Origin of the sequence: Janthinobacterium sp. PSRC1-1, assembly GCF_049897525.1 — a bacterium.
GTDB classification, from domain to species: domain Bacteria; phylum Pseudomonadota; class Gammaproteobacteria; order Burkholderiales; family Burkholderiaceae_D; genus Janthinobacterium; species Janthinobacterium tructae.
On sequence record NZ_JAFCWK010000016.1, the window covers coordinates 1 to 20,935 of the forward strand.

The 20,935-nt window shown below is 56.5% G+C and carries 21 protein-coding genes, 2 tRNA genes and 1 pseudogene; 10 read left to right on the top strand and 14 right to left on the bottom strand.

Annotation, left to right across the window (positions count from 1 at the left end):
• Window positions 1-378 precede the first annotated feature (378 nt).
• The 8 genes from ACP7DW_RS25310 to hisC all read right to left on the bottom strand — a co-directional run bounded on the left by ACP7DW_RS25310 (window position 379) and on the right by hisC (window position 7,985).
• Window positions 379-1,389, bottom strand: a complete 1,011-nt coding sequence (locus ACP7DW_RS25310) for a porin (protein WP_426057257.1) — start codon at window positions 1,387-1,389, stop codon at window positions 379-381.
• A 70-nt stretch (window positions 1,390-1,459) separates the two neighbouring features.
• Complete coding sequence (locus ACP7DW_RS25315) at window positions 1,460-2,275, bottom strand: thiazole synthase (RefSeq protein ID WP_426057258.1); 816 nt, start codon at window positions 2,273-2,275, stop codon at window positions 1,460-1,462.
• 26 nt (window positions 2,276-2,301) lie between these two features.
• Complete coding sequence (locus ACP7DW_RS25320; protein ID WP_426057259.1) at window positions 2,302-3,651, bottom strand: D-amino acid dehydrogenase; 1,350 nt, start codon at window positions 3,649-3,651, stop codon at window positions 2,302-2,304.
• A gap of 16 nt (window positions 3,652-3,667) precedes the next feature.
• Window positions 3,668-4,732, bottom strand: a complete 1,065-nt coding sequence (locus tag ACP7DW_RS25325) for a YeiH family protein (protein WP_077401830.1) — start codon at window positions 4,730-4,732, stop codon at window positions 3,668-3,670.
• Between the two features lie 206 nt (window positions 4,733-4,938).
• Window positions 4,939-5,808 carry an NAD(P)-dependent oxidoreductase gene (locus tag ACP7DW_RS25330; RefSeq protein WP_426057260.1) on the bottom strand — a complete coding sequence of 290 codons (870 nt, stop codon included), beginning with the start codon at window positions 5,806-5,808 and terminating at the stop codon, window positions 4,939-4,941.
• Between the two features lie 81 nt (window positions 5,809-5,889).
• Window positions 5,890-6,420, bottom strand: coding sequence for a DUF2812 domain-containing protein (locus tag ACP7DW_RS25335; RefSeq protein ID WP_426057261.1), 531 nt, complete (start codon window positions 6,418-6,420; stop codon window positions 5,890-5,892).
• Window positions 6,421-6,431: 11 nt separating this feature from the next.
• Complete coding sequence (locus ACP7DW_RS25340; protein WP_426057262.1) at window positions 6,432-6,761, bottom strand: PadR family transcriptional regulator; 330 nt, start codon at window positions 6,759-6,761, stop codon at window positions 6,432-6,434.
• A 168-nt stretch (window positions 6,762-6,929) separates the two neighbouring features.
• Window positions 6,930-7,985 (bottom strand): histidinol-phosphate transaminase, encoded by a 1,056-nt coding sequence (gene hisC / locus ACP7DW_RS25345; RefSeq protein ID WP_426057263.1) that lies wholly within the window; start codon window positions 7,983-7,985, stop codon window positions 6,930-6,932.
• A gap of 134 nt (window positions 7,986-8,119) precedes the next feature.
• Here hisC and ACP7DW_RS25350 point away from each other — a divergent pair, with 134 nt between their 5' ends.
• On the top strand, window positions 8,120-8,824 hold the full coding sequence (locus tag ACP7DW_RS25350; RefSeq protein WP_426057264.1) for a hypothetical protein: 705 nt from the start codon (window positions 8,120-8,122) through the stop codon (window positions 8,822-8,824).
• A gap of 167 nt (window positions 8,825-8,991) precedes the next feature.
• Here the strand turns inward: ACP7DW_RS25350 and ACP7DW_RS25355 are convergent.
• The 5 genes from ACP7DW_RS25355 to ACP7DW_RS25375 all read right to left on the bottom strand — a co-directional run bounded on the left by ACP7DW_RS25355 (window position 8,992) and on the right by ACP7DW_RS25375 (window position 12,718).
• A tRNA-Ser gene (locus ACP7DW_RS25355) sits at window positions 8,992-9,081 on the bottom strand.
• Window positions 9,082-9,351: 270 nt separating this feature from the next.
• Window positions 9,352-9,441 (bottom strand) — tRNA-Ser (locus ACP7DW_RS25360).
• 78 nt (window positions 9,442-9,519) lie between these two features.
• On the bottom strand, window positions 9,520-10,809 hold the full coding sequence (gene serS, locus ACP7DW_RS25365; protein WP_426057265.1) for a serine--tRNA ligase: 1,290 nt from the start codon (window positions 10,807-10,809) through the stop codon (window positions 9,520-9,522).
• A 134-nt stretch (window positions 10,810-10,943) separates the two neighbouring features.
• Window positions 10,944-11,147 (bottom strand): hypothetical protein, encoded by a 204-nt coding sequence (locus ACP7DW_RS25370; protein ID WP_219135596.1) that lies wholly within the window; start codon window positions 11,145-11,147, stop codon window positions 10,944-10,946.
• 149 nt (window positions 11,148-11,296) lie between these two features.
• Window positions 11,297-12,718 carry a PLP-dependent aminotransferase family protein gene (locus tag ACP7DW_RS25375; RefSeq protein ID WP_426057266.1) on the bottom strand — a complete coding sequence of 474 codons (1,422 nt, stop codon included), beginning with the start codon at window positions 12,716-12,718 and terminating at the stop codon, window positions 11,297-11,299.
• A gap of 180 nt (window positions 12,719-12,898) precedes the next feature.
• Here ACP7DW_RS25375 and ACP7DW_RS25380 point away from each other — a divergent pair, with 180 nt between their 5' ends.
• Complete coding sequence (locus tag ACP7DW_RS25380) at window positions 12,899-13,189, top strand: DUF2917 domain-containing protein (RefSeq protein WP_426057267.1); 291 nt, start codon at window positions 12,899-12,901, stop codon at window positions 13,187-13,189.
• Window positions 13,186-13,923, top strand: a complete 738-nt coding sequence (locus tag ACP7DW_RS25385; RefSeq protein ID WP_426057268.1) for an NAD-dependent epimerase/dehydratase family protein — start codon at window positions 13,186-13,188, stop codon at window positions 13,921-13,923. The genes ACP7DW_RS25380 and ACP7DW_RS25385 overlap by 4 nt, the downstream gene beginning before the upstream one ends.
• A gap of 1 nt (window position 13,924) precedes the next feature.
• On the opposite strand, the pseudogene ACP7DW_RS25390 reads toward ACP7DW_RS25385, so the two are convergent.
• Window positions 13,925-14,908: pseudogene (locus ACP7DW_RS25390) on the bottom strand (replication-associated recombination protein A); the annotation flags it as partial.
• A 127-nt stretch (window positions 14,909-15,035) separates the two neighbouring features.
• Between ACP7DW_RS25390 and ACP7DW_RS25395 the strand changes: the two are divergent.
• From ACP7DW_RS25395 to ACP7DW_RS25425, 7 genes are all read left to right on the top strand, one after another.
• Entirely contained in the window at window positions 15,036-16,316 is a 1,281-nt protein-coding gene (locus tag ACP7DW_RS25395) for a tyrosine-type recombinase/integrase (RefSeq protein ID WP_426057269.1), read from the top strand.
• Between the two features lie 264 nt (window positions 16,317-16,580).
• Window positions 16,581-17,711, top strand: coding sequence for a GTPase (locus ACP7DW_RS25400; protein ID WP_426057270.1), 1,131 nt, complete (start codon window positions 16,581-16,583; stop codon window positions 17,709-17,711).
• A 177-nt stretch (window positions 17,712-17,888) separates the two neighbouring features.
• Window positions 17,889-18,368, top strand: a complete 480-nt coding sequence (locus ACP7DW_RS25405; RefSeq protein ID WP_426057271.1) for a hypothetical protein — start codon at window positions 17,889-17,891, stop codon at window positions 18,366-18,368.
• Between the two features lie 67 nt (window positions 18,369-18,435).
• Window positions 18,436-18,978 (top strand): hypothetical protein, encoded by a 543-nt coding sequence (locus ACP7DW_RS25410; protein ID WP_426057272.1) that lies wholly within the window; start codon window positions 18,436-18,438, stop codon window positions 18,976-18,978.
• Between the two features lie 126 nt (window positions 18,979-19,104).
• On the top strand, window positions 19,105-19,647 hold the full coding sequence (locus ACP7DW_RS25415) for a GNAT family N-acetyltransferase (RefSeq protein ID WP_426057273.1): 543 nt from the start codon (window positions 19,105-19,107) through the stop codon (window positions 19,645-19,647).
• Window positions 19,648-19,716: 69 nt separating this feature from the next.
• A complete protein-coding gene (locus ACP7DW_RS25420) occupies window positions 19,717-20,199 on the top strand; it encodes a hypothetical protein (protein ID WP_426057274.1) in 483 nt (160 codons plus the stop codon).
• A 219-nt stretch (window positions 20,200-20,418) separates the two neighbouring features.
• Window positions 20,419-20,706: an H-NS family nucleoid-associated regulatory protein gene (locus ACP7DW_RS25425; protein WP_426057275.1), complete on the top strand. Its 288-nt coding sequence runs from the start codon at window positions 20,419-20,421 to the stop codon at window positions 20,704-20,706.
• Window positions 20,707-20,935 lie beyond the last annotated feature (229 nt).

The following is a 20,935-nucleotide window of genomic DNA, read 5'->3' on the forward strand; positions in this document are numbered from 1 at the left end:
GGGTCCATGAAGGCCGAGCCCATGATGCCGAACATGTCGGTCACGCCATTGGCGGCCAGGGTTTCCACGAACGCTTCGGAAGGCGTCATTTTTTGCGGGCCGGTGGGGGTGGCCACTGCTGCGGCGGCTTTTTGGTCGGACAAATCGGTCATGGCTCAGTCTCCTTACGGTTTTATAAGAAATCGGTATATTTTGTTCCGATATTTGAAATACATGTTCAATTTAACGGTTGCGAAATGCGCTGTCAATGAAAATTCATGAAAAATCGGACTGTTTCATTCCTGAATCCGGAATCCGTGACTTTGCGCCACTGCTGAAACAACAATGGCGGGCTATCCGCAACAGACAGCCCGCCATCGATGCGTCCTGCGCCGCGCCTTAGAACTTCAGGCGCATGCCCGCCGTGAAGGCGCTGGAGTTATGCCCAGGCAAGGGCACGCTGCCGCCGCTCGATGCGTCACCGACGAAGTTGCTGCCCGCGCCATCGTTGTTGATGCGCCCGTACGAGGTGTACAGATTGGTGCGCTTGGACAAGGCATAGGTGTAGCCGATGGCCAGCTGGCGCCCGCCGCGGCGCGCATTCGTGCGGTCATCCTTCTTGATGTACGACGCCATCACGCTGCCCGCCGCGCTGACCGGCGCGGACACGCCCAGCATGACGTTGCGGAAATCCGTGCCCGCATCGTCCTTGTCCGTCTCATACGCGGCGTGCAGCTTGGCGGGGCCGAAGTCGTAGGTGCCGCCCAGCAAAGTCACCTTTGCTGTGTTCAGCTCGCTATCCTTGCGTTTGTCGTGGGCCAGGGTCAGCACCAGCGGGCCGTTGGCATAGTCGATGGAAAAGTCGATGGTGCGGCCCAGGCTGGCGCTATCCGGCTTTTCACCGAGGCCAACCATGATGGCGGCCGACAAGCCCTTGACCTTCGGCGTTTCGTACATGATGGCGTTTTTCGTGCGCAGGCTGGCCACGCTCATCAGGTTGAGCGAGGCGCCCGTCAGACCCGTCTCGAAGGGGTCGATATTGTCCAGCGCGGTGAACAGCGGGTTGTGTTGCAAGCCCAGGTTGACGGCGCCGAAGTCGCCGGACAGGCCCACATAGGCCTTGCGGCCAAACAGCGCGCCCTGGCGGTTGGCGCCCGTATCGAGGTCGAGGCCATTTTCCAGCAAGAAGTTGACCTTCAGATTGTTGCCCAGGTCTTCCGTGCCCTTGAAGCCGATGCGGCTGCCCGACTGCACGCCGGTGGCCAGCTTGGTGACGGAACCGTCCGCGCCGCCGTGTTCGGACGTCAGGCCCGCGTCGAGCAAGCCATACACGGTGACGGACGATTGGGCGCTGGCGTTGCCGGCAAGGAAGGAGGCCAGGATGGCTGCCGCTACGAGTGTGTGTTTCATGTCATCTCCAGGTATTGTGGTTTTTATAAACGCTTGAAACGAAAATCAACTACGGTGCTACAAATCTGGCTCAGGCGATCAGCCCGGCCATCGGCGACGAGGGCGTAGCGCTCATGACGCCTGCTCTGCGGGGCATGCGTCCGGCCAGATAGGCCTCGCGTCCGCCCTGCACTGCCAATTTCATGGCGCGCGCCATGCGGATCGGCTCGCGCGCCGCCGCGATGGCGGTATTCATCAGGATGCCGTCACAGCCGAGTTCCATGGCGATGGCCGCGTCCGACGCCGTGCCCACGCCCGCATCGACCAGCACGGGGACCTTGGCTTGCTCGATGATCAGCGACAGATTCCACGGATTCAAAATGCCCATGCCCGAGCCGATCAAGGACGCCAGCGGCATGACGGCGATGCAGCCGAGGTCTTCCAGCATGCGCGCCTGGATGGGGTCGTCACTGCAATACACCATCACCTGGAAACCGTCGCGCACCAGCTCCCCGGCCGCCTTCAACGTTTCCGGCATGTTCGGAAACAGGGTCTTTTCATCGCCGAGCACTTCCAGCTTGCACAGCGGGTGCCCGCCCAGCAGCTCGCGCGCCAGTTGCAGGGTGTAGACGGCGTCGCGCGCGTTGTAGCAGCCGCCCGTGTTGGGCAAAATCGTGTATTTCGATGGCGCAATGAAGTCGAGCAGGTTCGGCTCGCCCTTTTCCTGGCCGATGTTGACCCGGCGGATCGTCACCGTGACGATCTCGGCGCCGCTTTCCTCGATGGCCAGGCGCGTTTCCTCGAAATCCTTGTATTTGCCCGTGCCTACCAGCAGGCGCGACTGGTAGGTGGTGCCGGCCAGGGTCAGGCCGGTCGGTGCTTGGCTGGGGGTGGCGTCGTCTCTCATCTTGATCTCCTAAGTTAAAGCTGGGGTCAGTCCTTCCGGGATTGGAATGTGCCCCATTGGGGCATATTCCCCCAGCGGGTCTGACCCCGGAATTCCTCTGCCGCAGACTGCGGTGCCAAGCGTTGCCCGCAAAACGCAAAATCGACTTCCGGCCGCCGTCCCGATACGAGGTCGGCGATCGCCCTGCCCGCGCCGCAGCCCATGGTCCAGCCCAGGGTGCCGTGGCCCGTGTTGAGGAACAGCTGGCGGTAGCGCGTGGCGCCGATATACGGCACGTTCGACGGTGTCAGGGGGCGCAGGCCAGCCCAGTAAACGGGGTCGCGGTAATCGCAGGCGTGGGGAAACAGCGCTTGCACGCGGCGCGTGATGGCGGCGCAGCGCACGGGGTTCAGTTCGCGCGTGTAGCCGTTCAGCTCGCACGTACCGGCCACGCGCAGGCGCTCGCCCAGGCGCGAAAAGACCAATTTATGGCCATCGTCCGTCAGGGAGACGGAAGGCGCGCTGACGGGGTCGATGATCGGATACGTGGCGGAATAACCTTTTCCCGGATACAGCATCAAGCGGATGCCCAGCGGCTGCAGCAGCGGTGCGGAAAAACTGCCCATGGCCACCACCACGGCATCCGCGTGCTCGATGCGGTGGCGCCCTTGCGCATCGATGCATTCCACGCCCGTGATGCGCTCGCCATCTGCCAGCAAGCGCGTCACCGTCGTGCTGAACTGAAAATCCACGCCGGCCGCAGCCGCGCGCGCGGCCAGGGCCGTGGTAAACAGATGCACGTCGCCCGACTCGTCGCTGGCCGTAAAGTCGCCGCCGACGATGCGGCCGCGCGCGTGGCGCAGGGCCGGTTCCAGCCGGATCACTTCATCGGCGCTGACGGTATTGCGCGGACAGCCCAGTTCGCGCAACAGCGCGGCGCCCGCTTGCGATTTGTCGAACTCCTGCTGGTCCGTATAGAAATGCAGGATGCCCCGCTCCAGGTGGTCGTAGGCGATGCCCGTCTCGCGCCGCAGCGCCTGCAAACTCTGCCGGCTGTACTCGGCCAGGGCGACGATCTGGCGCATATTGCGCGACACTCTCGACGGCAGGCATTCGCGCAGGTAGTGCAAGGCCCACCGCCATTGCAGCGGGTCCAGGCGGGGACGGAACAGCAGCGGCGCATCGTCCTTGCCCAGCCATGTGAGCACCTTGCGCAGGGTGGCGGGATTGGCCCACGGCTCGGCGTGCGAGACGGAAATCTGCCCGCCGTTGGCAAAACTGGTTTCCTGCGCGGCGCCCGCCTGGCGTTCCAGCACGCGCACGTCGTGGCCCGCCTGGCGCAAATACCAGGCCGATGCCGTGCCGACCACGCCGGCGCCGAGGACAAGGATCTTCATGGCGTGCCCGGCTCGCTTAGCGCGTCAGCAGGACGGCGATGGCGACGAAGGCGGCGATCCACACCGTTTCCATCACCAGCATGATGACGGGACGCCAGCCCAGCGAGGCCAGCGACTGGAACGAGGTTTTCACGCCCAGCGCGGCAATCGCAATGACCAGACAGGCGCGCGAGGCATTGTTGATCCAGCCATTCACTTCCTGCGGGATCAGGCCCAGGCTGTTGGTAATGACCAGCCAGACAAAGCCGATCAGGAAAAACGGCACCAGCGGCGGCGCATCGACTTCGCTCTTGCCATCCTTGCGCTTGAACATGATCGACAGGCCCAGCACGACGGGCACGAGGCAAGCGACACGCGTCAGTTTGACGAAGGTGGCCACGTCGCCCGTGTGGTTGCTCACCAGATAGCCGGCGCCCACCACTTGCGCCACGTCATGGATGGTGCCGCCGATGAACACGCCCGCTTCCGTCGGGTCAAAGCCCAGCAGCTTGACCAGCAGCGGGTAGACGATCATGGCCAGGGTCGACAGCGACGTCACGCCCACCACCGTCAGCAGCGTGAACTTTTCGTTTTCCTTGGTTTGCGGCAGCACGGCCGAGATGGCCAGCGCGGCCGAGGCACCGCAGATGGCCACCGAGCCGCCCGACAAAATGCCTTCCGTGATGGGGCGTTTCAGCCACTTGGCCAGCAGGTAGCCAAAGCCTAAAGTCGCCACCAGGCCGCCGACGACGATCAATAATGGCGTCACCCCGACCGAGGCGATCTGATTGAAGGTGATGCGCGCGCCCAGCAGGGCCACGCCCGTGCGCAGCAGGATCTTGCTGCAAAATTCGATGCCGGGCTTGCAGGTGGGGTCGGACGCGAGGAAGTGGAAGGCCAGGCCGAAGAACAGCGCGTACAGCAATTGCGGGCCGCCGTAATTGCTGGAAATAAAGGTGGCCGACAGGGCGATCACCAGCGCGATGGCCACGCCGGGCCAGCTGCGCAGCACGGCGCGGGGGCGCCAAATGGCAACGGCGGAAGACAGGTAGGGAATGTTCTTGTCGACAACGCGTGTTATCGCTGAGGAGTTGGTTTTCATGCGGGTCCGCTCATAATGTTTTAAAAATTGGGACATTTCATCTCGTTTTTTAATAATACACGATGATCTAGCGAAGTCCATGCTTTTCCATGAAAATCGAAACCGGATGTTCCGGAAACTGACGCTTTTTATTTTTACCCCCCCCGTAAACGACGAACGGCGCGGCCCTTCGCAGGGACGCGCCGCCGTTGCCAGTACTTGAAGGATTACTTCTTGCTCAAGCGGGTGATCAGGCTGGACGTGTCATAACGGTTGCCGCCTGCCTGCTGTACTTCGCCATAGAACTGGTCCGTCAAGGTCGTCACGGGCAAGTCGCTGCCGTTGCGCTTGGCTTCGGCGAGGCAGATGCCGAGGTCCTTGCGCATCAGGTCAACGGCGAAACCGAAATCGAACTTGCGTTCGATCATGGTCTTGCCCCGGTTTTCCAGCTGCCACGACTGCGCCGCGCCCTTGGAAATCACGTCCACCACCAGCGCCGCATCGAGGCCAGCGTTTTCCGCGAATGCGATGCCTTCGCTGAGCGCCTGCACCAGGCCGGCGATGCAGATCTGGTTGACCATTTTTGTCAGCTGGCCGGAACCGGACGCGCCCATATAGGTGACGGCGCGCGAGAACAGGGCGATGACGGGTTCGGCCCGTGCATACGCCTGCGCATCGCCGCCCACCATCACCGTCAGCTTGCCGTTTTCCGCGCCCGCCTGGCCGCCGGACACGGGCGCGTCGAGGAAGAACACGCCCTGCTCTTGCGCCGCCGCATGGAGGGTGCGCGCCGCTTCGGCGGAAGCCGTCGTATGGTCGATCAGGATGCTGCCCGGCGCCATGGCCGACAGCAAGCCGCCCTCTTCCAGGATCACCTGGTACAGGTCGTTATCGTTGCCGATGCAGGTAAACACGAACTCGGCGCCCGCAGCGGCGGCGGCCGGCGTGGCGGCGCTGCTGCCCTTGTGCTGCTCCAGCCAGGCGGCCGCGCGGGCCGGGTTGCGGTTGTACACGGTGACGTCGTGCCCGCCCGCCGCCAAGTGACCTGCCATGGGGAAACCCATGACGCCCAAACCGATGAATGCCACTTTTGCCATATTGTCCGTCCTGTCGAGGTATGAATCCGATTATTGTTGCACAAATGGCCGGGCATGACAGCAGTCAGCGGCCCGAAACCCCTAGAGCGCCTGTCGGCGCAGACGGCGCAAGCGGCTGATGGTACGCCAGATCAGGTAGGACATGGGCACGAGCAAGGCCAGTTGCACCCCCGTCAGCACCATCCGCAGCGCGTCCATCTCGCGGTCGCTGCTGCCCATCAGGTTGTACATCAACAACAAACCGGTCAGGCCGAAGTACGTCAGCAGGCGTTGCTGCCTGGCGATCTTCGATGGCGTATCCGTATAGATGTCATTCGGCTTGCCGTCTGCCGCAGGCTTGCGCCAGCAATAGCTGCCCCACCAGCAAAACACCAGCTCCCAGCCGGCATCCTGGCAAAGCTGCTCATAATCGCTGCTGCGCTTCCATGCGGGAAAAGAATCGAAGCGGTAGACTTCATCGGCAGGCTCACGCCGCACAAAGCTAAACCGGCAGGGCGCGAGAAAGCGCTGCAAATGCCATCCAGCCAGGGCCTGCGCGCGCAGCCATTGTTCGATCTCGCCATCATCGAGCTCGATGAACCATTTATAGACATGCGACCGTTGCTCACTCATCCTGTTTCACCTCAGTATTCTGATAAAAAGGGCGCACTCGCCTCGCCGACGCGCACCATCACCCGCAGGCGCCGCAATTGCGCCAGCAGCACATGGCGTCCCATGTCCGTCATGGTGTAGACCTTGCGCCGCTCGGCTTCCCTCACCATCACGATCAAGCCCTGTTTTTCCAGGTTGGCAAACGCCCCATACAGGGTGCCCGGCCCGATCTTGACGGCACCTTCGCTGATGGCCTCGACCTGCTGCATGATGGCGTAGCCATGCGCAGGCTCGCGCAAGGCCAGCAAAATGTAGTAGGTGGCTTCAGACAAGGGCAGCAGTTTGTCTATCGATGCATCCATATTCCTCCAGTAAGGCGATAGCCGATATAGCGCAGATCGGTATATCGTCAAGTGATATATCGGCTTGCGCTATAGTAACATGCCAATCCGGCATGCCTACACTTTTTGATAAGATCGGGAAAAACAGCGCCACCGCCGCCCTGGGCGGTGGCCGCTGGGAGGAAGCAATTACAGCAGGGCGCGCAATGCGGCCATCAAGGCTGCACACTCGGCCGGGTTGCCGATGCTGATGCGCAAATACTGGCTGATGCGCGGTGCATTGAAATGGCGCACGATGACGCAGCGAGCACGCAAGCCGGTCGCCAGTTGTGCCGCGTCGTGCTGCGGGTGGCGGGCAAAGATGAAGTTGGCCACCGATGGCAGCACCTCGAAGCCCAGCGCCGCCAAGTCTGCTGCCAGCTGTTCGCGGCTGGCGATGACGGCCTGGCGCGTCTGCTGGAAATACGCTTCGTCGTGCAGCGAGGCGACGGCGCCGGCCAGCGCCAGCCGGTCCAGCGGATACGAGTTGAAACTGTTCTTGACTCTTTCCAGCGCCTCGATCAGGTCCGCATGCCCGAAGGCACAACCCACGCGCAAGCCCGCCAAGGAGCGCGATTTCGAGAACGTCTGCACCACCAGCAAGTTCGGATAACGCTCGACCAGGGCCACGGCGCTCTCGCCGCCAAAATCCACGTACGCTTCATCGACCACCACCACCGCGTCGGGATGGGCGCGCAACATCGCTTTCACGCCAGCCAGCGGCAAGTCCACCCCGGTCGGCGCGTTGGGATTGGGGAAGATGATGGCGCCGCACGGCCCCTGATAGTCTTCCGGGCGGATGCGCATGGCGTCGTCGAGCGCCACCGTGCGGTAATCGATGCCATACAGTTTGCAATACACGGGATAGAAACTGTAGCTGATGTCGGGGAACAGCAGCGGCGCATCGTGCTTGAGCAAGGCCATGAAGGCCAGCGCCAGCACTTCGTCGGAACCATTGCCGACGAACACTTGCGCGCTGGTCAAGCCGTGGTAGTCGGCCAGGGTTTGCTTCAATTCGCTGGCGGACGGGTCCGGGTACAGGCGCAGGCTGTCGTTGGCTGCTTCGTGCAGCGCGGCCAGCACCTGCGGCGACGGGCCGTAGGGATTTTCGTTGGTGTTGAGTTTGACCAGGTCGGGCAGTTTCGGCTGCTCGCCGGGGATGTAGGGGGTCAGCTCGCTGACGATGTTGCTCCAGAATCGGCTCATTGCTTTGCTTTGGTATGGGGGCAGGATGGGGATACGGTAGATTACCATAGGCTGAGCGGGGTCAAGGTGGGCGCCGATGGCGAGGGGTAGCGTGGACAACATCGGCACCACCCCGAAGTTGAAGAGGACGCGGCATGAACAGCATGCACAAGCTGAGCGATACAAGGGTGCGGCCTGATGCGCTGGAGCGACAGGCACACCAGCGCAAGATCGATGCATGGCTGCAGGTTGCGGCCAGTCTCAGCGAACAGATCGCCGTCGAATTGCAGACTGCCACGGACCAGCTACAGGGCGAAGGAATAGTCGACCTGCAGCGCGCGACGGCACTGGCGCAACGCCTGGCCAAGAATAGCAGGGCCATGCACGATACCCTCGGGACACTGTTTGACAGGGGTAAAAAAAGCGAGGAGCATGGAATGAAACGCACGGAGGATGGCACCATGGACGAGCAGGTCAACGCACTCGCAAAAGACATGGCTGGTGTAAAACTGGATGTTGCTGATTTGAAGGTGGATGTGGCTGGCATCAAGGTGGATGTTGCGGGGCTGAAAACGGATGTTGCGGGGATCAAGGTGGATGTGGCTGGTATCAAGACGGATGTAGCTGTTCTCAAGACGGATGTAGCTGGTCTGAAAACGGATGTAACTGTTCTCAAGACCGATGTCGGCGTTCTCAAGACGGATGTCAGTGGCTTGAAACTGGACCTTGCTGTGGTGCGCTCCAATTATGCGACCAAGTCAGATGTGGCTGAGGCGAAATCGGCTGTCATCCTGTCGTGTGTGGGGACGATCATTGCCATGTCGGGCGTCGCGTTTGCGGTGGCGAGGCTGGTGCACTAGCTTGCGTTCGTTCGTGGCGGCGCTGGCTTTCAAAGCCTGAATGGAGGAAAAAACGCCTTGCGCTGCGCGCTTTGGGCGGTTTTTCTACCTGGGTTTGATGCGCTGGTGGTTTTTTGACCTTGCGGGAATAAAAAAAGCTCCCTTGCGGGAGCTTCTCTTATGTATTCTGGCGGAGAGGGTGGGATTCGAACCCACGGTACGATTTAACGTACGCTTGATTTCGAGTCAAGTACATTCGACCACTCTGCCACCTCTCCGTTTACTGCGGTCTATTCATTCAAACTGGCGTGCCGGTTTGAATGAGGCGCTATTTTAGCATGGGTGTTGTTGGGTTGGGTAGGGGTTTTATTGGTGATTTGCAACTGAGGGCTGGTAGCCAAACCAAAAAACCAATTGGACGATTCGGGGAGCCTCGCGCGAGTACGCGCTCGTCTTCGAATCCCACGCGTACGCCCCGCAGGGGGCGTACTCCTCTTCGCCGGCACAAATAAAAAAAGCTCCCTTGCGGGAGCTTTCTCTATTTGTTCTGGCGGAGAGGGTGGGATTCGAACCCACGGTACGATTTAACGTACGCTTGATTTCGAGTCAAGTACATTCGACCACTCTGCCACCTCTCCATTTACTGCGGTCTTTTCCTGCATTGCTGCGGGAAGGCAAGATTATAGCAGCCCGCAACAAAAAGAAAAGGACTATTTTTAAGCCTTCAGATGCGTCAGGCCACCCATGTACGGGCGCAGCACGGCCGGGATCTCGACGCTGCCGTCTGCTTGCTGGTAGTTTTCCAGCACGGCGACCAGGGTGCGGCCCACTGCCAGGCCGGAGCCGTTCAGGGTGTGCACCAGTTCCGGCTTGCCGGCGGCGTTGCGGAAACGCGCCTGCATGCGGCGGGCCTGGAAGGCTTCGCAGTTCGACAGGGACGAGATTTCGCGATAGGTGTTTTGCGCCGGCAACCACACTTCCAGGTCGAAGGTCTTGGTGGCACCGAAACCCATGTCGCCCGTGCACAGCGACATCACACGGTATGGCAGGCCCAGGCGTTGCAAGATCGCTTCCGCATGGCCGACCATGTCATCGAGCACCTGGTACGACGTGTCCGGGTGCACCACTTGCACCATTTCCACCTTGTCGAACTGGTGCTGGCGGATCATGCCGCGCGTGTCGCGGCCGTAGCTGCCCGCTTCCGAGCGGAAGCATGGCGTGTGGGCCGTCATTTTCAGTGGCAATTGATCGAGCGCCAGGATTTCATCGCGCGCGATATTGGTCAGCGACACTTCCGACGTCGGGATCAGGTAGAAGGTCTCGCCCTCGCCTTCCGCGCCGCCTTTTTTCACCGAGAACAGATCGGCTTCGAATTTCGGCAACTGGCCCGTGCCGCGCAAGGAATCGGCGTTGACCATGTACGGCGTATAGCATTCCGTGTAGCCATGCTCGTCCACGTGCGTGTTGAGCATGAACTGCGCCAGCGCGCGGTGCAGGCGGGCGATGCCGCCCTTCATGACGGAGAAGCGCGAACCGGTCAGTTTGGTGGCCACTTCGAAATCGAGGCCCAGCGGGGCGCCCACGTCGACGTGATCCTTGACTTCAAAATCAAACGTGCGTGGCGTGCCGACCTTGCGCACTTCCACGTTGCCCGCTTCGTTTTCGCCCGCTGGCGTCGATTCGTGCGGCAAATTCGGCACGGCCATGATGAAGTCGCTCAGCTTGGCTTGCACCAGGGTCAGCGCCGCTTCATCGGCTTTCAGCTCATCGCCCAGGCCGGCCACTTGCGCCATCACGGCCGAGGTGTCTTCCCCCTTGCCTTTCAACATGCCGATTTGCTTGGACAGCGCATTGCGCTTGCCCTGCAGTTCCTCGGTGCGCGTCTGGATCGCCTTGCGTTCGGCTTCGAGGGCGGTAAAACCGGCCACGTCGAGCGGGAAATTGCGCGTCGCCAGGCGTTCTGCGACGGTGGCGATGTCTTTACGGAGAAGTTGGATATCTATCATGGGTGGATGGCGGTGCCGATGTATCGAAAGCACTCATTGTACCAAGACCCTGTTCACTTCGATGAGTTTTGCACATGCCCTGCCATCGTCATGGCGGCACGGCTGGGCACTCGCGCCCGCTTTACAACTTGTGTTCAGATAAAGGCGGCTTTTTCGGCAGCGGTCAGGCGGCGGGCGCTGACGGTGACGACAGGCATGGTGCTGTCGGCAGCCTGGGCGATCACGGTGCTGCTGGCGCTCACTTCCACGGTGTTCGCGCCGGCGCTGGCGAAGCTGGCGCCGATGGCGATGATGGCGGCGGCGACAAAGGTGATTTCCATGTTTTTCAGTGCGTGCATGATGTGACTCCTGGTTAGTTTGCGTCGTTGACTGCTGCTGGTATGGTGGTACTTTAGCCAACGGCGACAAACAAGGCCACCGGCTTGCGACCAGCGGCGAAAAACAGGGAGCGAACGGTGAAAAACAGGGACTGAAACGCAGACAATAGTTACAAGGCCTCATGCACCAGGCGGCCCAGGCGGCCAATCGCCTGCTCGATGCGCGGCGTCCACGCATTGCCGCAATTGAGGCGCAGATAATTGCTGAACTTGCCCGAGGCCGAGAACAGCTGGCCCGGCATATACGCCACGCCGTCGGCGATGGCCTGGCCGTGCAGGGCCAGCGCATCGACTTGCGGCGGCATCTGCACCCACAGCACGAAACCGCCCTGCGGCTCGGACAGCATGCAGTCCGCCGGAAAGCTGGCCGCCACGGCGTCGGACATGCGGGCGATGCGCTGCACCAGGGTGCGCCGCATCTTGCGCAGCTGCTGGTCATAGCTGCTGCCTTCCAAAAAATCGGCCAGCACGGCCTGGAAGAAATGGCTGGTGGCGCCGCTCGACACGGTTTTCAGCAAGGCCACTTCCTGCGCGAAGCGCCCGGCCAGCACGTAGCCGACGCGCGACGCGGGCGTGATCGCCTTGGAAAACGAGGAGCACAATAAAACGTTGCCGCTCGTATCGTAAGCCTTCACGGGCCAGGGACGCTGCGCAGCAAAGCACAGGTCGCCATATACATCATCTTCCACCAGCGGAATATTGAATTCCGACAGCAACCCCGCCAGCCGCTTCTTGTTGGCCTCAGGCATGACGCAACCGAGCGGATTGTTCGCGTTCGGCACGAACAGGCACGCTTGCACGAGGCCGGCGCGCAAGGCCAGCTCCAGCGCATCGAGCGACGGTCCCGTCTTCGGGTCGGTGGGAATTTCCAGCGCCTTCATGCCCAGACTTTCGATCATCTGCAGCAGCACGAAATATGTGGCCGACTCGATGGCGATGGTGTCGCCCGGCCTGGCCACGGCGCGCAGGCACAGGCTGATCGCTTCCGTGCAGGAATTCGTCACGACGATCTCGTGCGGGTCCAGCTTGCCCCAGTCCAGCGCGCGGCGCGTCACCTGGCGCAAGAAATTGCCTTCGCTGACGTCGTAGCAGCTGACCTTGCTCAATAACGCGGGCTCGCGCCGCGCCACCGCACTGATGGTGCGCTGCATGCGCTTGACGGGCAGTATCTCGTCGGGCGGCCAGGCCGTGCCCAGCTGCACGATATTCGCCGTCTCGTTGTCCTTCAGCACGCGCATCAACAGATTGTTGATGCCGACAAAGGCCGGCTCCTTCAAATGCTGGGCGTCGGCACTGCACGGGCGGCGCGGCGCCCGGTGGCGCACGAAATAGCCGGACTGGGGCCGCGCATCGACCTGCCCCCGGTCTTCCATCAGGCGCAAGGCTTGCATCACCGTGCTGACGGAAATGCGCTTTTGCTGCGCCAGGTGGCGGATCGATGGCAAGCGGTCGCCGGGCGCGAACACGCGCGCGTCGATCAGGGCGCCCAGCTCGTTGGCCAGGTGCTCGTACAGATTCAAATGCGCGCTCATGTTCATCCCTTCAGTATGCGGCTGCCGCACGCGGCACGCACAGATACAGTTGCCCGATTTTTTGACAAGCACAGTGTACGACGAAGCACACTGTATGCATCACAATTTCGTTTTCCTGCATCTGTCATGGTTTGCCGCAAGGGCCTAAGCTGTTCCTGTCAGCACAACAGGAGCGATGCCATGCATACCGACCACGAATTACCCAGCGAACGACCCTTGCGCCTGGAGCAAGCGCACGCCAGGGTCATCGAATGCCTGTCCGGCACGGCGTGGATCACGGCCTACGCCCAGTTCGACGATTGTGTGCTGCGCAGCGGCGAACGCTACACGATACCGAATGACGGCCTGGTGCTGGTCGAAGCGGTGGGCAGCGGGCGCATCCGCGTGCATGGAAGCAGCGCACCGCGCCCCGCCCTGCTGCGCTGGCTGAACCTGGCACTGCCTCACACCTTGAATATTAGGAATACATGACTCAACAACCTTTGCGCGTCCTCGTCACGGGAGCGGCCGGCATCATCGGCAGCGCTTTCTGGAAGCGCCGGCACGGGGAATTCTCGCTGCGCCTGGCCGACCTGCACACGGACGGGCTGGCCGGAGCGCCCTGCCCGTCGATGCAGCTCGATGTGGGCGACTACGCCGCCTGCCTGGCCGCCTGCGCCGGCATCGACGTGGTGCTGCACCTGGCCGGCGTGCCGCACGCCAGCGCCGATTTCGATGCGCAGCTGCTGCAGCCGAACATCATCGGCACGCACAACCTCTTCCGCGCGGCACAGGCCCAAGGCGTGAAAAGAGTGGTGTTTGCCAGCAGCGCGCAAGCCATCGAGGGCTATCCGCTCGATATGCAAGTGCACGAGCACATGCCGGCGCGCCCGGCGAACATGTATGGCGCCAGCAAGGCCTTTGGCGAAGGCGTGGCCTCGGTCTTCGCGCACCAGCATGGCATGACGGCGATCGCCGTGCGCATCGCCAACGTGGCCCGCTTTGCGCCAGGCCAGCAGCACAGCGCGCGCGACATCGCCGCCTTCATCAGCGAACGCGACATGGTGCAGCTGCTGGCTTGCTGCGTGAGTGCACAGGTGCCGGCCGGCTACCACGTCGTGCATGGGGTGTCAGACAACCGCTACAAGCGGCTATCCATCGAAGCGACGCGCCAGCTGGTCGGCTACGCGCCGCAGGATGACGGTTTCAGCTTGCTGGGCTTGTAATTCAGCCCTTGCCGGCCGGTTTTCCTGCTTTCCTGTCCAGCTCGCGCAACCACGCCAATTTATCGGCAATTTTGCTTTCCAGGCCGCGCGGCACGGGCTGGTACCAGCCCGGCTCGGCCATACCGTCCGGGAAATAGGTTTCGCCGGCCGCATACGCATCGGGTTCGTCGTGCGCGTAGCGGTAGGCGTGGCCGTAACCGAGTTCCTTCATCAGCTTGGTCGGCGCATTGCGCAAGTGCACGGGCACTTCCTTCGATTTATCCTTCTTCACAAACGCCATGGCCGTGTTGAACGCGTTGTAGCCGGCATTGCTTTTCGCGGCGATGGCCAGATAAATCACGGCCTGACCCAGGGCCAGCTCGCCTTCGGGCGAACCGAGGCGTTCATAGGTTGCCGCCGCGTCGTTGGCCATGGTCAAGGCGCGCGGGTCGGCCAGGCCGATGTCTTCCCAGGCCATGCGCACGATGCGCCGCGACAGGTAGCGCGGGTCGGCGCCGCCATCGATCATGCGGCAAAACCAGTACAGGGCCGCATCCGGGTTCGAGCCGCGCACGGATTTATGCAACGCGGAAATCTGGTCATAGAAATTGTCGCCGCCCTTGTCGAAGCGGCGCGAATTGAGGGTCAGCGCATTGTCAACGAAGGCTGCGTCGATGGTCGTCGTGCCCGTCGAGCTGGCGGCCGTCTCGGCCTGTTCCAGCAAATTCAGGAAACGCCGCGCATCGCCGTCCGCGTAGCCGATCAGGGTGTCGGCGGCCGCCTCGTCAAACGTCAGGTGCGTCAGGGCCGTCGATTGCGCCTTGGCCAGCAGCAGCTTCATCTCGTCTTCGTTGAGCGATTTCAACACATACACTTGCGCGCGCGACAGCAGCGCCGAATTGACTTCGAAGCTGGGGTTTTCCGTCGTTGCACCGATGAACGTCACCAGGCCCGATTCGACGAAGGGCAGCAAGGCGTCCTGCTGCGACTTGTTGAAGCGCGATACACTTATTTGGACTCGTTAAAAATCAGTGAGTTATATCTGCAATAGACCGTGATATTGCACAAAACATAGGTTTTCATGCACAATTAAATGCACCACGGAAAATCATTGTGCGAATAGGGAGTTTAACATGTCGGTGTACCCGATCAAATACAAGGTTTTGAACAAGGAAACTGGCCGCAAAGTCAGTGTCACGCGCTGGCGAGTCCAGATCCGCAAAGGCGGTGAAAACATCTCCAAGCTCTTTGAGGACGAGGCCGTGGCGCGGTCCTGGGAAACTCAGGAACTTCACCGTATCAACACTGGGGTTCCTCAAAATCTCATTTTTGACATGAAGTATCAACTTGAGATGCCTGACATGCGACGGCTTCTGAGGGACTACTTCGAACAATACATGAGCAAGCACGCCGCCTCTTCACTCAAGAGCAACCATAACCGTTGCCTTCAAGCGATTCCAGCTATTCCAGTGTACATCAACGACCTTGGGGCAAAGCTTGATAATTATCGCTACAAGAATACGATTGTCGATGCAATGCTGGGCCGAACTTACGACAAGGACTTCATTGAGTTCGGCAGCTTCAAAATCGACACCGTCAACTTCTGGCTGCTCATTGCCTACATGGACTCAAGAAGGAAGGCAGGAATCAAGGACAACACCATTCTTCGTGAAATCTCCACGATCAGTTCGGCGTTTGAAAAGGTCTATAAGCTCTATCCTGAACAGTTCCCAAACGGGTTGATGAACCCAGTAAAGATGCTTCCCAAGGGCGAAAAGCCCAAGCCTTTTCTTGGACGAAAACGGGTTCTGTCCGATGATGAGGCAGTACAGATTGCTGAGTGGCTGAAGCTCAAAGCCAACCAAGAGCCCTACTACCTCTTCATTTCCTGCCTTGAGTCTGGCGCACGAAAAAGCGAAGTGCTCAATGCTCAATGGGAAAACGTGAATTTAGATCTTTGGTCCATCCACTTGCCAAAAACCAAGAATGGCAAACCAAGGGACATCATGATCCCCGACGACGACGAATTCAGGCAATGGCTGAAATCTAATCGCATTGCCAGAGGTCCCATCTTCAAACTGACACCCTGGAATTTCCGTCAATACTGGGTTGATGCGTTGAAAGCGCTTGGTCTTTATGACGATGCCGCGACACGGCTTCATTTTCATGACACACGAAGGACAGCCCTGACCAAGCTCATTCGCCAAAAACGGTTGAACAACTTCCAGATTGCCAAGGAGATGGGAGTGTCACCTCAAACGGTTGAAACCACAATTCAAGCAATGCCTGATCGCTTGGCTGCACTGTTTGCCAAGCTGCGATCTGGTCAGGCACTGTCTGAGGACGAAATCATGATGTTGGCTGGTCATAGCTCATCAACCATGACGAATGCATACTACGGCGACAGGAACTAAGTTCATACATAGAGGTGGTTTTTCGAGATGGACACTTAATGTATGCGCCAACCACAACGTCTAAATTTAAGAATCTTCCCATAACCGTTCCACCTACTCAAATCCTTGAGCACTGAACCACAGCCTTGCCCGGTTTTCTGATAGGCACAGCAAAAATTTCCATCAGGAAAGAATTAGTGATAAGCTTTACAGTAGCTTCCCCCACAGGAGGTGAGCACATCACTTCCATCACTTAACCAACTCAAATAAGTACCGCCATAATTTATGAATGCAGAAGACTCAAAAAAAGATTTTGAAAAAACTTTTGATAAAGCATATAGTGAAAAATCGCCAAACTTTGACCAGCATGTCAATATTGCACTTGTTGGGAAAGTTAGTGCAGGTAAAAGCTCCCTTCTTAATGCCATCCTTGGCTGCACTCGTACAGACCCAATAGCTATTGTAGGCGCTCACTCAGGGGTGACTACAAAAGTCACACCTTATAAGCTCGATGATCAAGTACTTATCATTGACTGTCCTGGTTTGGATGACGTCAGAAAAGAAAATAGTGAAGAAACTAAAGGTTTTTTGACATCTATTGATTTGGGAATATTTGTCGTCACAGGCTCCGCTGATGCCACACAAAAATCAAATTTTGAAGATCTTCAAAGAAGCGCAAAAAAAACGATTGTTGTACTCAACAAAATTGACGAGTGGGATGATCTTGAAGAAGAAGCGTATGAAGGCGTTGTCAATCAATGGAAAGTAGTATTAGGTGTTGATAAGATTTGGGGAACATGTACCAAAGGCTTTGATCCAAAAATGCGCAAATCTGCCGCCATGGATTTAAGGGGGGTTGAAGAAGTGAAAGAAGAAATATTTTCTTTTCTCAAAACACATAAAAAAGACATACTTCTCGCAAGACACCTTAAGAACAAAGAAGGCTACGCACTTGGAATCATTAGTTCTGCAATCGCTGCCGTCTCCGCTGAGGCTTTCATTCCTGGCAGTGCGGCTTATATCACGGCGACTCAAATAGCATCGATAACAGCCCTCAATTATCTGTATAAAGGCGAAGCACTTAGTAAATCCTCTGCTCTGGCCCTACTGCCTACCTTTGCAGGACAATCAATCGGTACTACGGCGTTTCTGTGGGCAAAGTCGTTCTTACCGCCGACCCTGGTTTTGGATTTTGCAGCAGCAGGCATCGCAGCAGTTATCACCTTTGCTATGTTAGCCGCAGTCAAGTGGATGCATGAAAATGAACATTCACTGGATGAAAAAGATTTATTAAAACAAGTCTTCAATAAATTCACAAAAATTGGCGAAGGACTCAAAGATATAAAATTTGAAGACTTTAAAAATAAACAAACTCTATTGGCTTTCTTGACTCGTCTTATGACGCAGGCATCTTAATAGATACCATATATTTAATCTGGCGGAGAAAGATCACAAAAACCAAGAAGATAGTTGACGTCGCGTTTTATCCGTCATAAAGTACCACCATCAACAAGCAAAACGGCAATGTAGTGTCTTGTTGAACCTTTCAAGCTACTACAGTCTAACTATCTAACGCATTTACTGGAGAAATTCATGGCAGAAGCAAAAAAACTCTCGTTGGCTGACATCCTTGCAAAACGCAAAGAATTTGAAGACATGGTAGCCGCTCAGTTGCAGTCCGAACGTCCTGCTGCCTTGGCAAGTGTCCTGGAGCAAATCGAGCTGTTTAACTTCACTGCTTCTGAACTCGGTCTTCATGCCGCGCCTGTCGCACGTGCTTCTACAGCCAACGCATCAAACAAAGCCGCTGGCACTCGCGTCATGACAAAGCCGCTTAAATCCACCAAGGGCGAAGAGACTGGTGTGTGGCTGGCCCACCCTCCAAAGTTCCTGGAAGCTGAAGGTGCTTTTGCAAGTTACAAGGCTGGTAAGTCTGTTGATGCATGGCTGGTTACTCCTGCCGAAAAAAAGGCCAAAATCAACTTCCTGAAGAAGTTGGCAAGCCGTGAAGGCAAGGTTCCTAACAAGGACCAGTTGGGTGAAATCACTGAAGCCGAATTCAAAGCAGTCTAAGGCTCATAGGGCAGTAAAAAGCAAGAGCACCTTCGGGTGCTTTTTTCTTGATGAAAAATAAAATAAAATGAAACTAGAAAAGAACATCCCGTCCACGCCAGCTAAGATATTAACGAGTGTCTGCTTATGGGCTTGCGTATCGTTAATATTCCCAATAATCGCTTACTTTTACAAATCTTTAGAACCAGAAAAAAATCCAACTTTAAATCATGACGAATTTCTTAAAATAGTTAATTATTTCGATAGTAGATTATTTTGGGGGATCGTTCTTGGTGGTGGTTTGCTATTGCTTGTGACAAAGCTAGTCCAGTTGGTGTTAGACAAAAATTCGATCAATCCAGATAGAGATATGATGAGCTACGTCGTCGATGAATTATTTTCTCAACTGGTTGCAATCGGTTCAATTATCACCGTTGCCAACATAATGATATTATTTTTTAACTATAAAAAATCAACATCACCAAGTATAAATCTACTTACAGATTTTGGCTGGTTAGGATTGGTTCTCTGGGCAATCGCGATAATTTTAATGTGGTTAAAACCAGCTAAAAAACACCCAACCACAGCCGACGACCAACAAGACGACACCACAAAGAACAAGCATGTCTAGATAAGTTGGTTCATATTTTTTCATTTTTACCTCCTATTGATATGAATATTTATACATCGATAGGAGTTAATGTCAACAATACCTCCTAAAAATATCTGATAAATTTAGTCAAAATAATATAATCAAATGTTCAGAAAAATATTTAGCAAAGCCAAACATCGTCTAAAATATCGAGAAATTGCCACTGTAGGGGAATTTGATTTCATCATTGGTCGTTGTACCGCAGAGGCGCAAGATGGTCATTTTTCAGACGTGTTCGGCACATCAGACCCGGATATACAGGAAGGACTCAGATACCAGATGGCTTGCGCGGTGAACGACATGCCTTACCCATTTGAACCTGGCAATCCACGTCATGGAACCGGGGCAAAGATGCTACTTATCGAACAAGGGGAAGAACGTGTTGGGTTTGTCCTGCTGTTAGAGGACATGCCTGGTTCATGGCACCAAAAGATGGAAATTCACCTGGTATCCATACTGCCTAACGTCAGAGGAACTGGTATTGGGAAGCAACTTGTCAATGACATTCCAAGTATGACCAAAGCTAAAGAAATATACGCACGCTGCTATCCGCAGTCAGTTGCTATGATGAATATATTAAAAAGGGCTGGATTCAAGACGACCAAGGTATCTCAGCAAGGAACAACAACTTTGACACTTAAGCGGTAAATTCGACTCAGCACTGAGTGCCAAGGTCTCCTTCCGTTTTTAGCACTGGATCAAAAGTGAAAGCAGAGCATGGATGAAAAGCAGATTGCAGAACTGAAGAAATTCATAAACACGTTGGCTAATCCAAAAATCGGCCCCCTGATCGATCTCAAAAAGCTATGTCAGTCAGGTATCTACAAGCTCGCTCTACAGATGGCGGCAGACCATGCATTGAAGTTCAAGGACCTGACATTCCTAAACAATATTTTCTTCTTATTCGATGGTTCACCGTATGAACGAGACTTCATCTCAGACCTTAAGCCAAAGCTTAACTTTACCTTAACCGACACTAAGCCTCGTAAGCTAAAACACGCCACTCTTGAGCAAGTAATACAGGCAACAAAGCAACCCATAGCTAAACCTACAAATCAGTCTACGGCCAAGCCAATTGCCGTTAAGAGCTCGGCCCCTAAACGAGCTAATGTATACGACGAAAAGCGTAAAGTCAGCCAAGATCTAATGGACTCACGGCTCATGCTACCTGGTAGCTATGGAACAGGAAGAAGACGATAATAAGAATGTTGATTTAAACGAAAAACTCCCCTAGTTCCTTTTTTCCTCTTCTGCACCTGATCACGTCAGTGAGAGTGCTTCGCCACTCTTCTGGCAAACATGCATATAGTGAAAGACCATCCGACGTGGAGATGCATTAATGATTCTTATTGTTAGGTTTGGGGAATTTACAAAAAATCGTGTAAAGTGCTATCTATCGTCAAACCATTGAAGGAACTTATGCCTACTTATCAGGAATACCAAGCGAAAATCGCTGAACTGCAACAACTTGCCGAAGCTGCACGCAAGGACGAAATTGCAGGCGCCAAGGCAGAAATCGCCTCTATCATGAAGACATATGATCTGAGCATTGAAGACCTGAAAGATACCAAAACGAAGCCTGTCAAAGCTCCCAAGTCAGTCGCTGTAAAGTATCGCGATGATGCCACTGGCGAAACCTGGACAGGTCGTGGACGTCCTCCACGGTGGCTCGATGGCAAAGACAAGAATCAGTTCCTGATTAAGTGATTCAGGGGCAACGTTTCCCTTGGCTTAGGTATCTCCAAGTCACTAGGTAAAAATGCGAAAAGCACCTACGGGTGCTTTTTTTCCTTCAAGAATATAAGACGGCTGACCAGAAGCTGTACTGCTGGGTATTTTTAAATTGATAAAAAACGAATAAAAAATAAAAGGCCAGTCAGTTAAGACTAGCCTTTTATTTTGTTAGATTCGGCACCACCCGGTTTCTAACAGTACA

What these genes read in the sequence shown, in the direction of transcription:
- ACP7DW_RS25350 (WP_426057264.1), top strand. Translation starts at nt 8,120, where the DNA reads ATGAACAGCATGCACAAGCTGAGCGATACAAGGGTGCGGCCTGATGCG.
- ACP7DW_RS25335 (WP_426057261.1), bottom strand. Translation starts at nt 6,420, where the DNA reads ATGAGTGAGCAACGGTCGCATGTCTATAAATGGTTCATCGAGCTCGAT.
- ACP7DW_RS25425 (WP_426057275.1), top strand. Translation starts at nt 20,419, where the DNA reads ATGCCTACTTATCAGGAATACCAAGCGAAAATCGCTGAACTGCAACAA.
- ACP7DW_RS25395 (WP_426057269.1), top strand. Translation starts at nt 15,036, where the DNA reads ATGTCGGTGTACCCGATCAAATACAAGGTTTTGAACAAGGAAACTGGC.
- ACP7DW_RS25375 (WP_426057266.1), bottom strand. Translation starts at nt 12,718, where the DNA reads ATGAGCGCGCATTTGAATCTGTACGAGCACCTGGCCAACGAGCTGGGC.
- ACP7DW_RS25385 (WP_426057268.1), top strand. Translation starts at nt 13,186, where the DNA reads ATGACTCAACAACCTTTGCGCGTCCTCGTCACGGGAGCGGCCGGCATC.
- ACP7DW_RS25400 (WP_426057270.1), top strand. Translation starts at nt 16,581, where the DNA reads ATGAATGCAGAAGACTCAAAAAAAGATTTTGAAAAAACTTTTGATAAA.
- ACP7DW_RS25420 (WP_426057274.1), top strand. Translation starts at nt 19,717, where the DNA reads ATGGATGAAAAGCAGATTGCAGAACTGAAGAAATTCATAAACACGTTG.
- ACP7DW_RS25405 (WP_426057271.1), top strand. Translation starts at nt 17,889, where the DNA reads ATGGCAGAAGCAAAAAAACTCTCGTTGGCTGACATCCTTGCAAAACGC.
- hisC (WP_426057263.1), bottom strand. Translation starts at nt 7,985, where the DNA reads ATGAGCCGATTCTGGAGCAACATCGTCAGCGAGCTGACCCCCTACATC.
- ACP7DW_RS25380 (WP_426057267.1), top strand. Translation starts at nt 12,899, where the DNA reads ATGCATACCGACCACGAATTACCCAGCGAACGACCCTTGCGCCTGGAG.
- ACP7DW_RS25340 (WP_426057262.1), bottom strand. Translation starts at nt 6,761, where the DNA reads ATGGATGCATCGATAGACAAACTGCTGCCCTTGTCTGAAGCCACCTAC.
- ACP7DW_RS25320 (WP_426057259.1), bottom strand. Translation starts at nt 3,651, where the DNA reads ATGAAGATCCTTGTCCTCGGCGCCGGCGTGGTCGGCACGGCATCGGCC.
- serS (WP_426057265.1), bottom strand. Translation starts at nt 10,809, where the DNA reads ATGATAGATATCCAACTTCTCCGTAAAGACATCGCCACCGTCGCAGAA.
- ACP7DW_RS25410 (WP_426057272.1), top strand. Translation starts at nt 18,436, where the DNA reads ATGAAACTAGAAAAGAACATCCCGTCCACGCCAGCTAAGATATTAACG.
- ACP7DW_RS25330 (WP_426057260.1), bottom strand. Translation starts at nt 5,808, where the DNA reads ATGGCAAAAGTGGCATTCATCGGTTTGGGCGTCATGGGTTTCCCCATG.
- ACP7DW_RS25315 (WP_426057258.1), bottom strand. Translation starts at nt 2,275, where the DNA reads ATGAGAGACGACGCCACCCCCAGCCAAGCACCGACCGGCCTGACCCTG.
- ACP7DW_RS25310 (WP_426057257.1), bottom strand. Translation starts at nt 1,389, where the DNA reads ATGAAACACACACTCGTAGCGGCAGCCATCCTGGCCTCCTTCCTTGCC.
- ACP7DW_RS25370 (WP_219135596.1), bottom strand. Translation starts at nt 11,147, where the DNA reads ATGCACGCACTGAAAAACATGGAAATCACCTTTGTCGCCGCCGCCATC.
- ACP7DW_RS25415 (WP_426057273.1), top strand. Translation starts at nt 19,105, where the DNA reads ATGTTCAGAAAAATATTTAGCAAAGCCAAACATCGTCTAAAATATCGA.
- ACP7DW_RS25325 (WP_077401830.1), bottom strand. Translation starts at nt 4,732, where the DNA reads ATGAAAACCAACTCCTCAGCGATAACACGCGTTGTCGACAAGAACATT.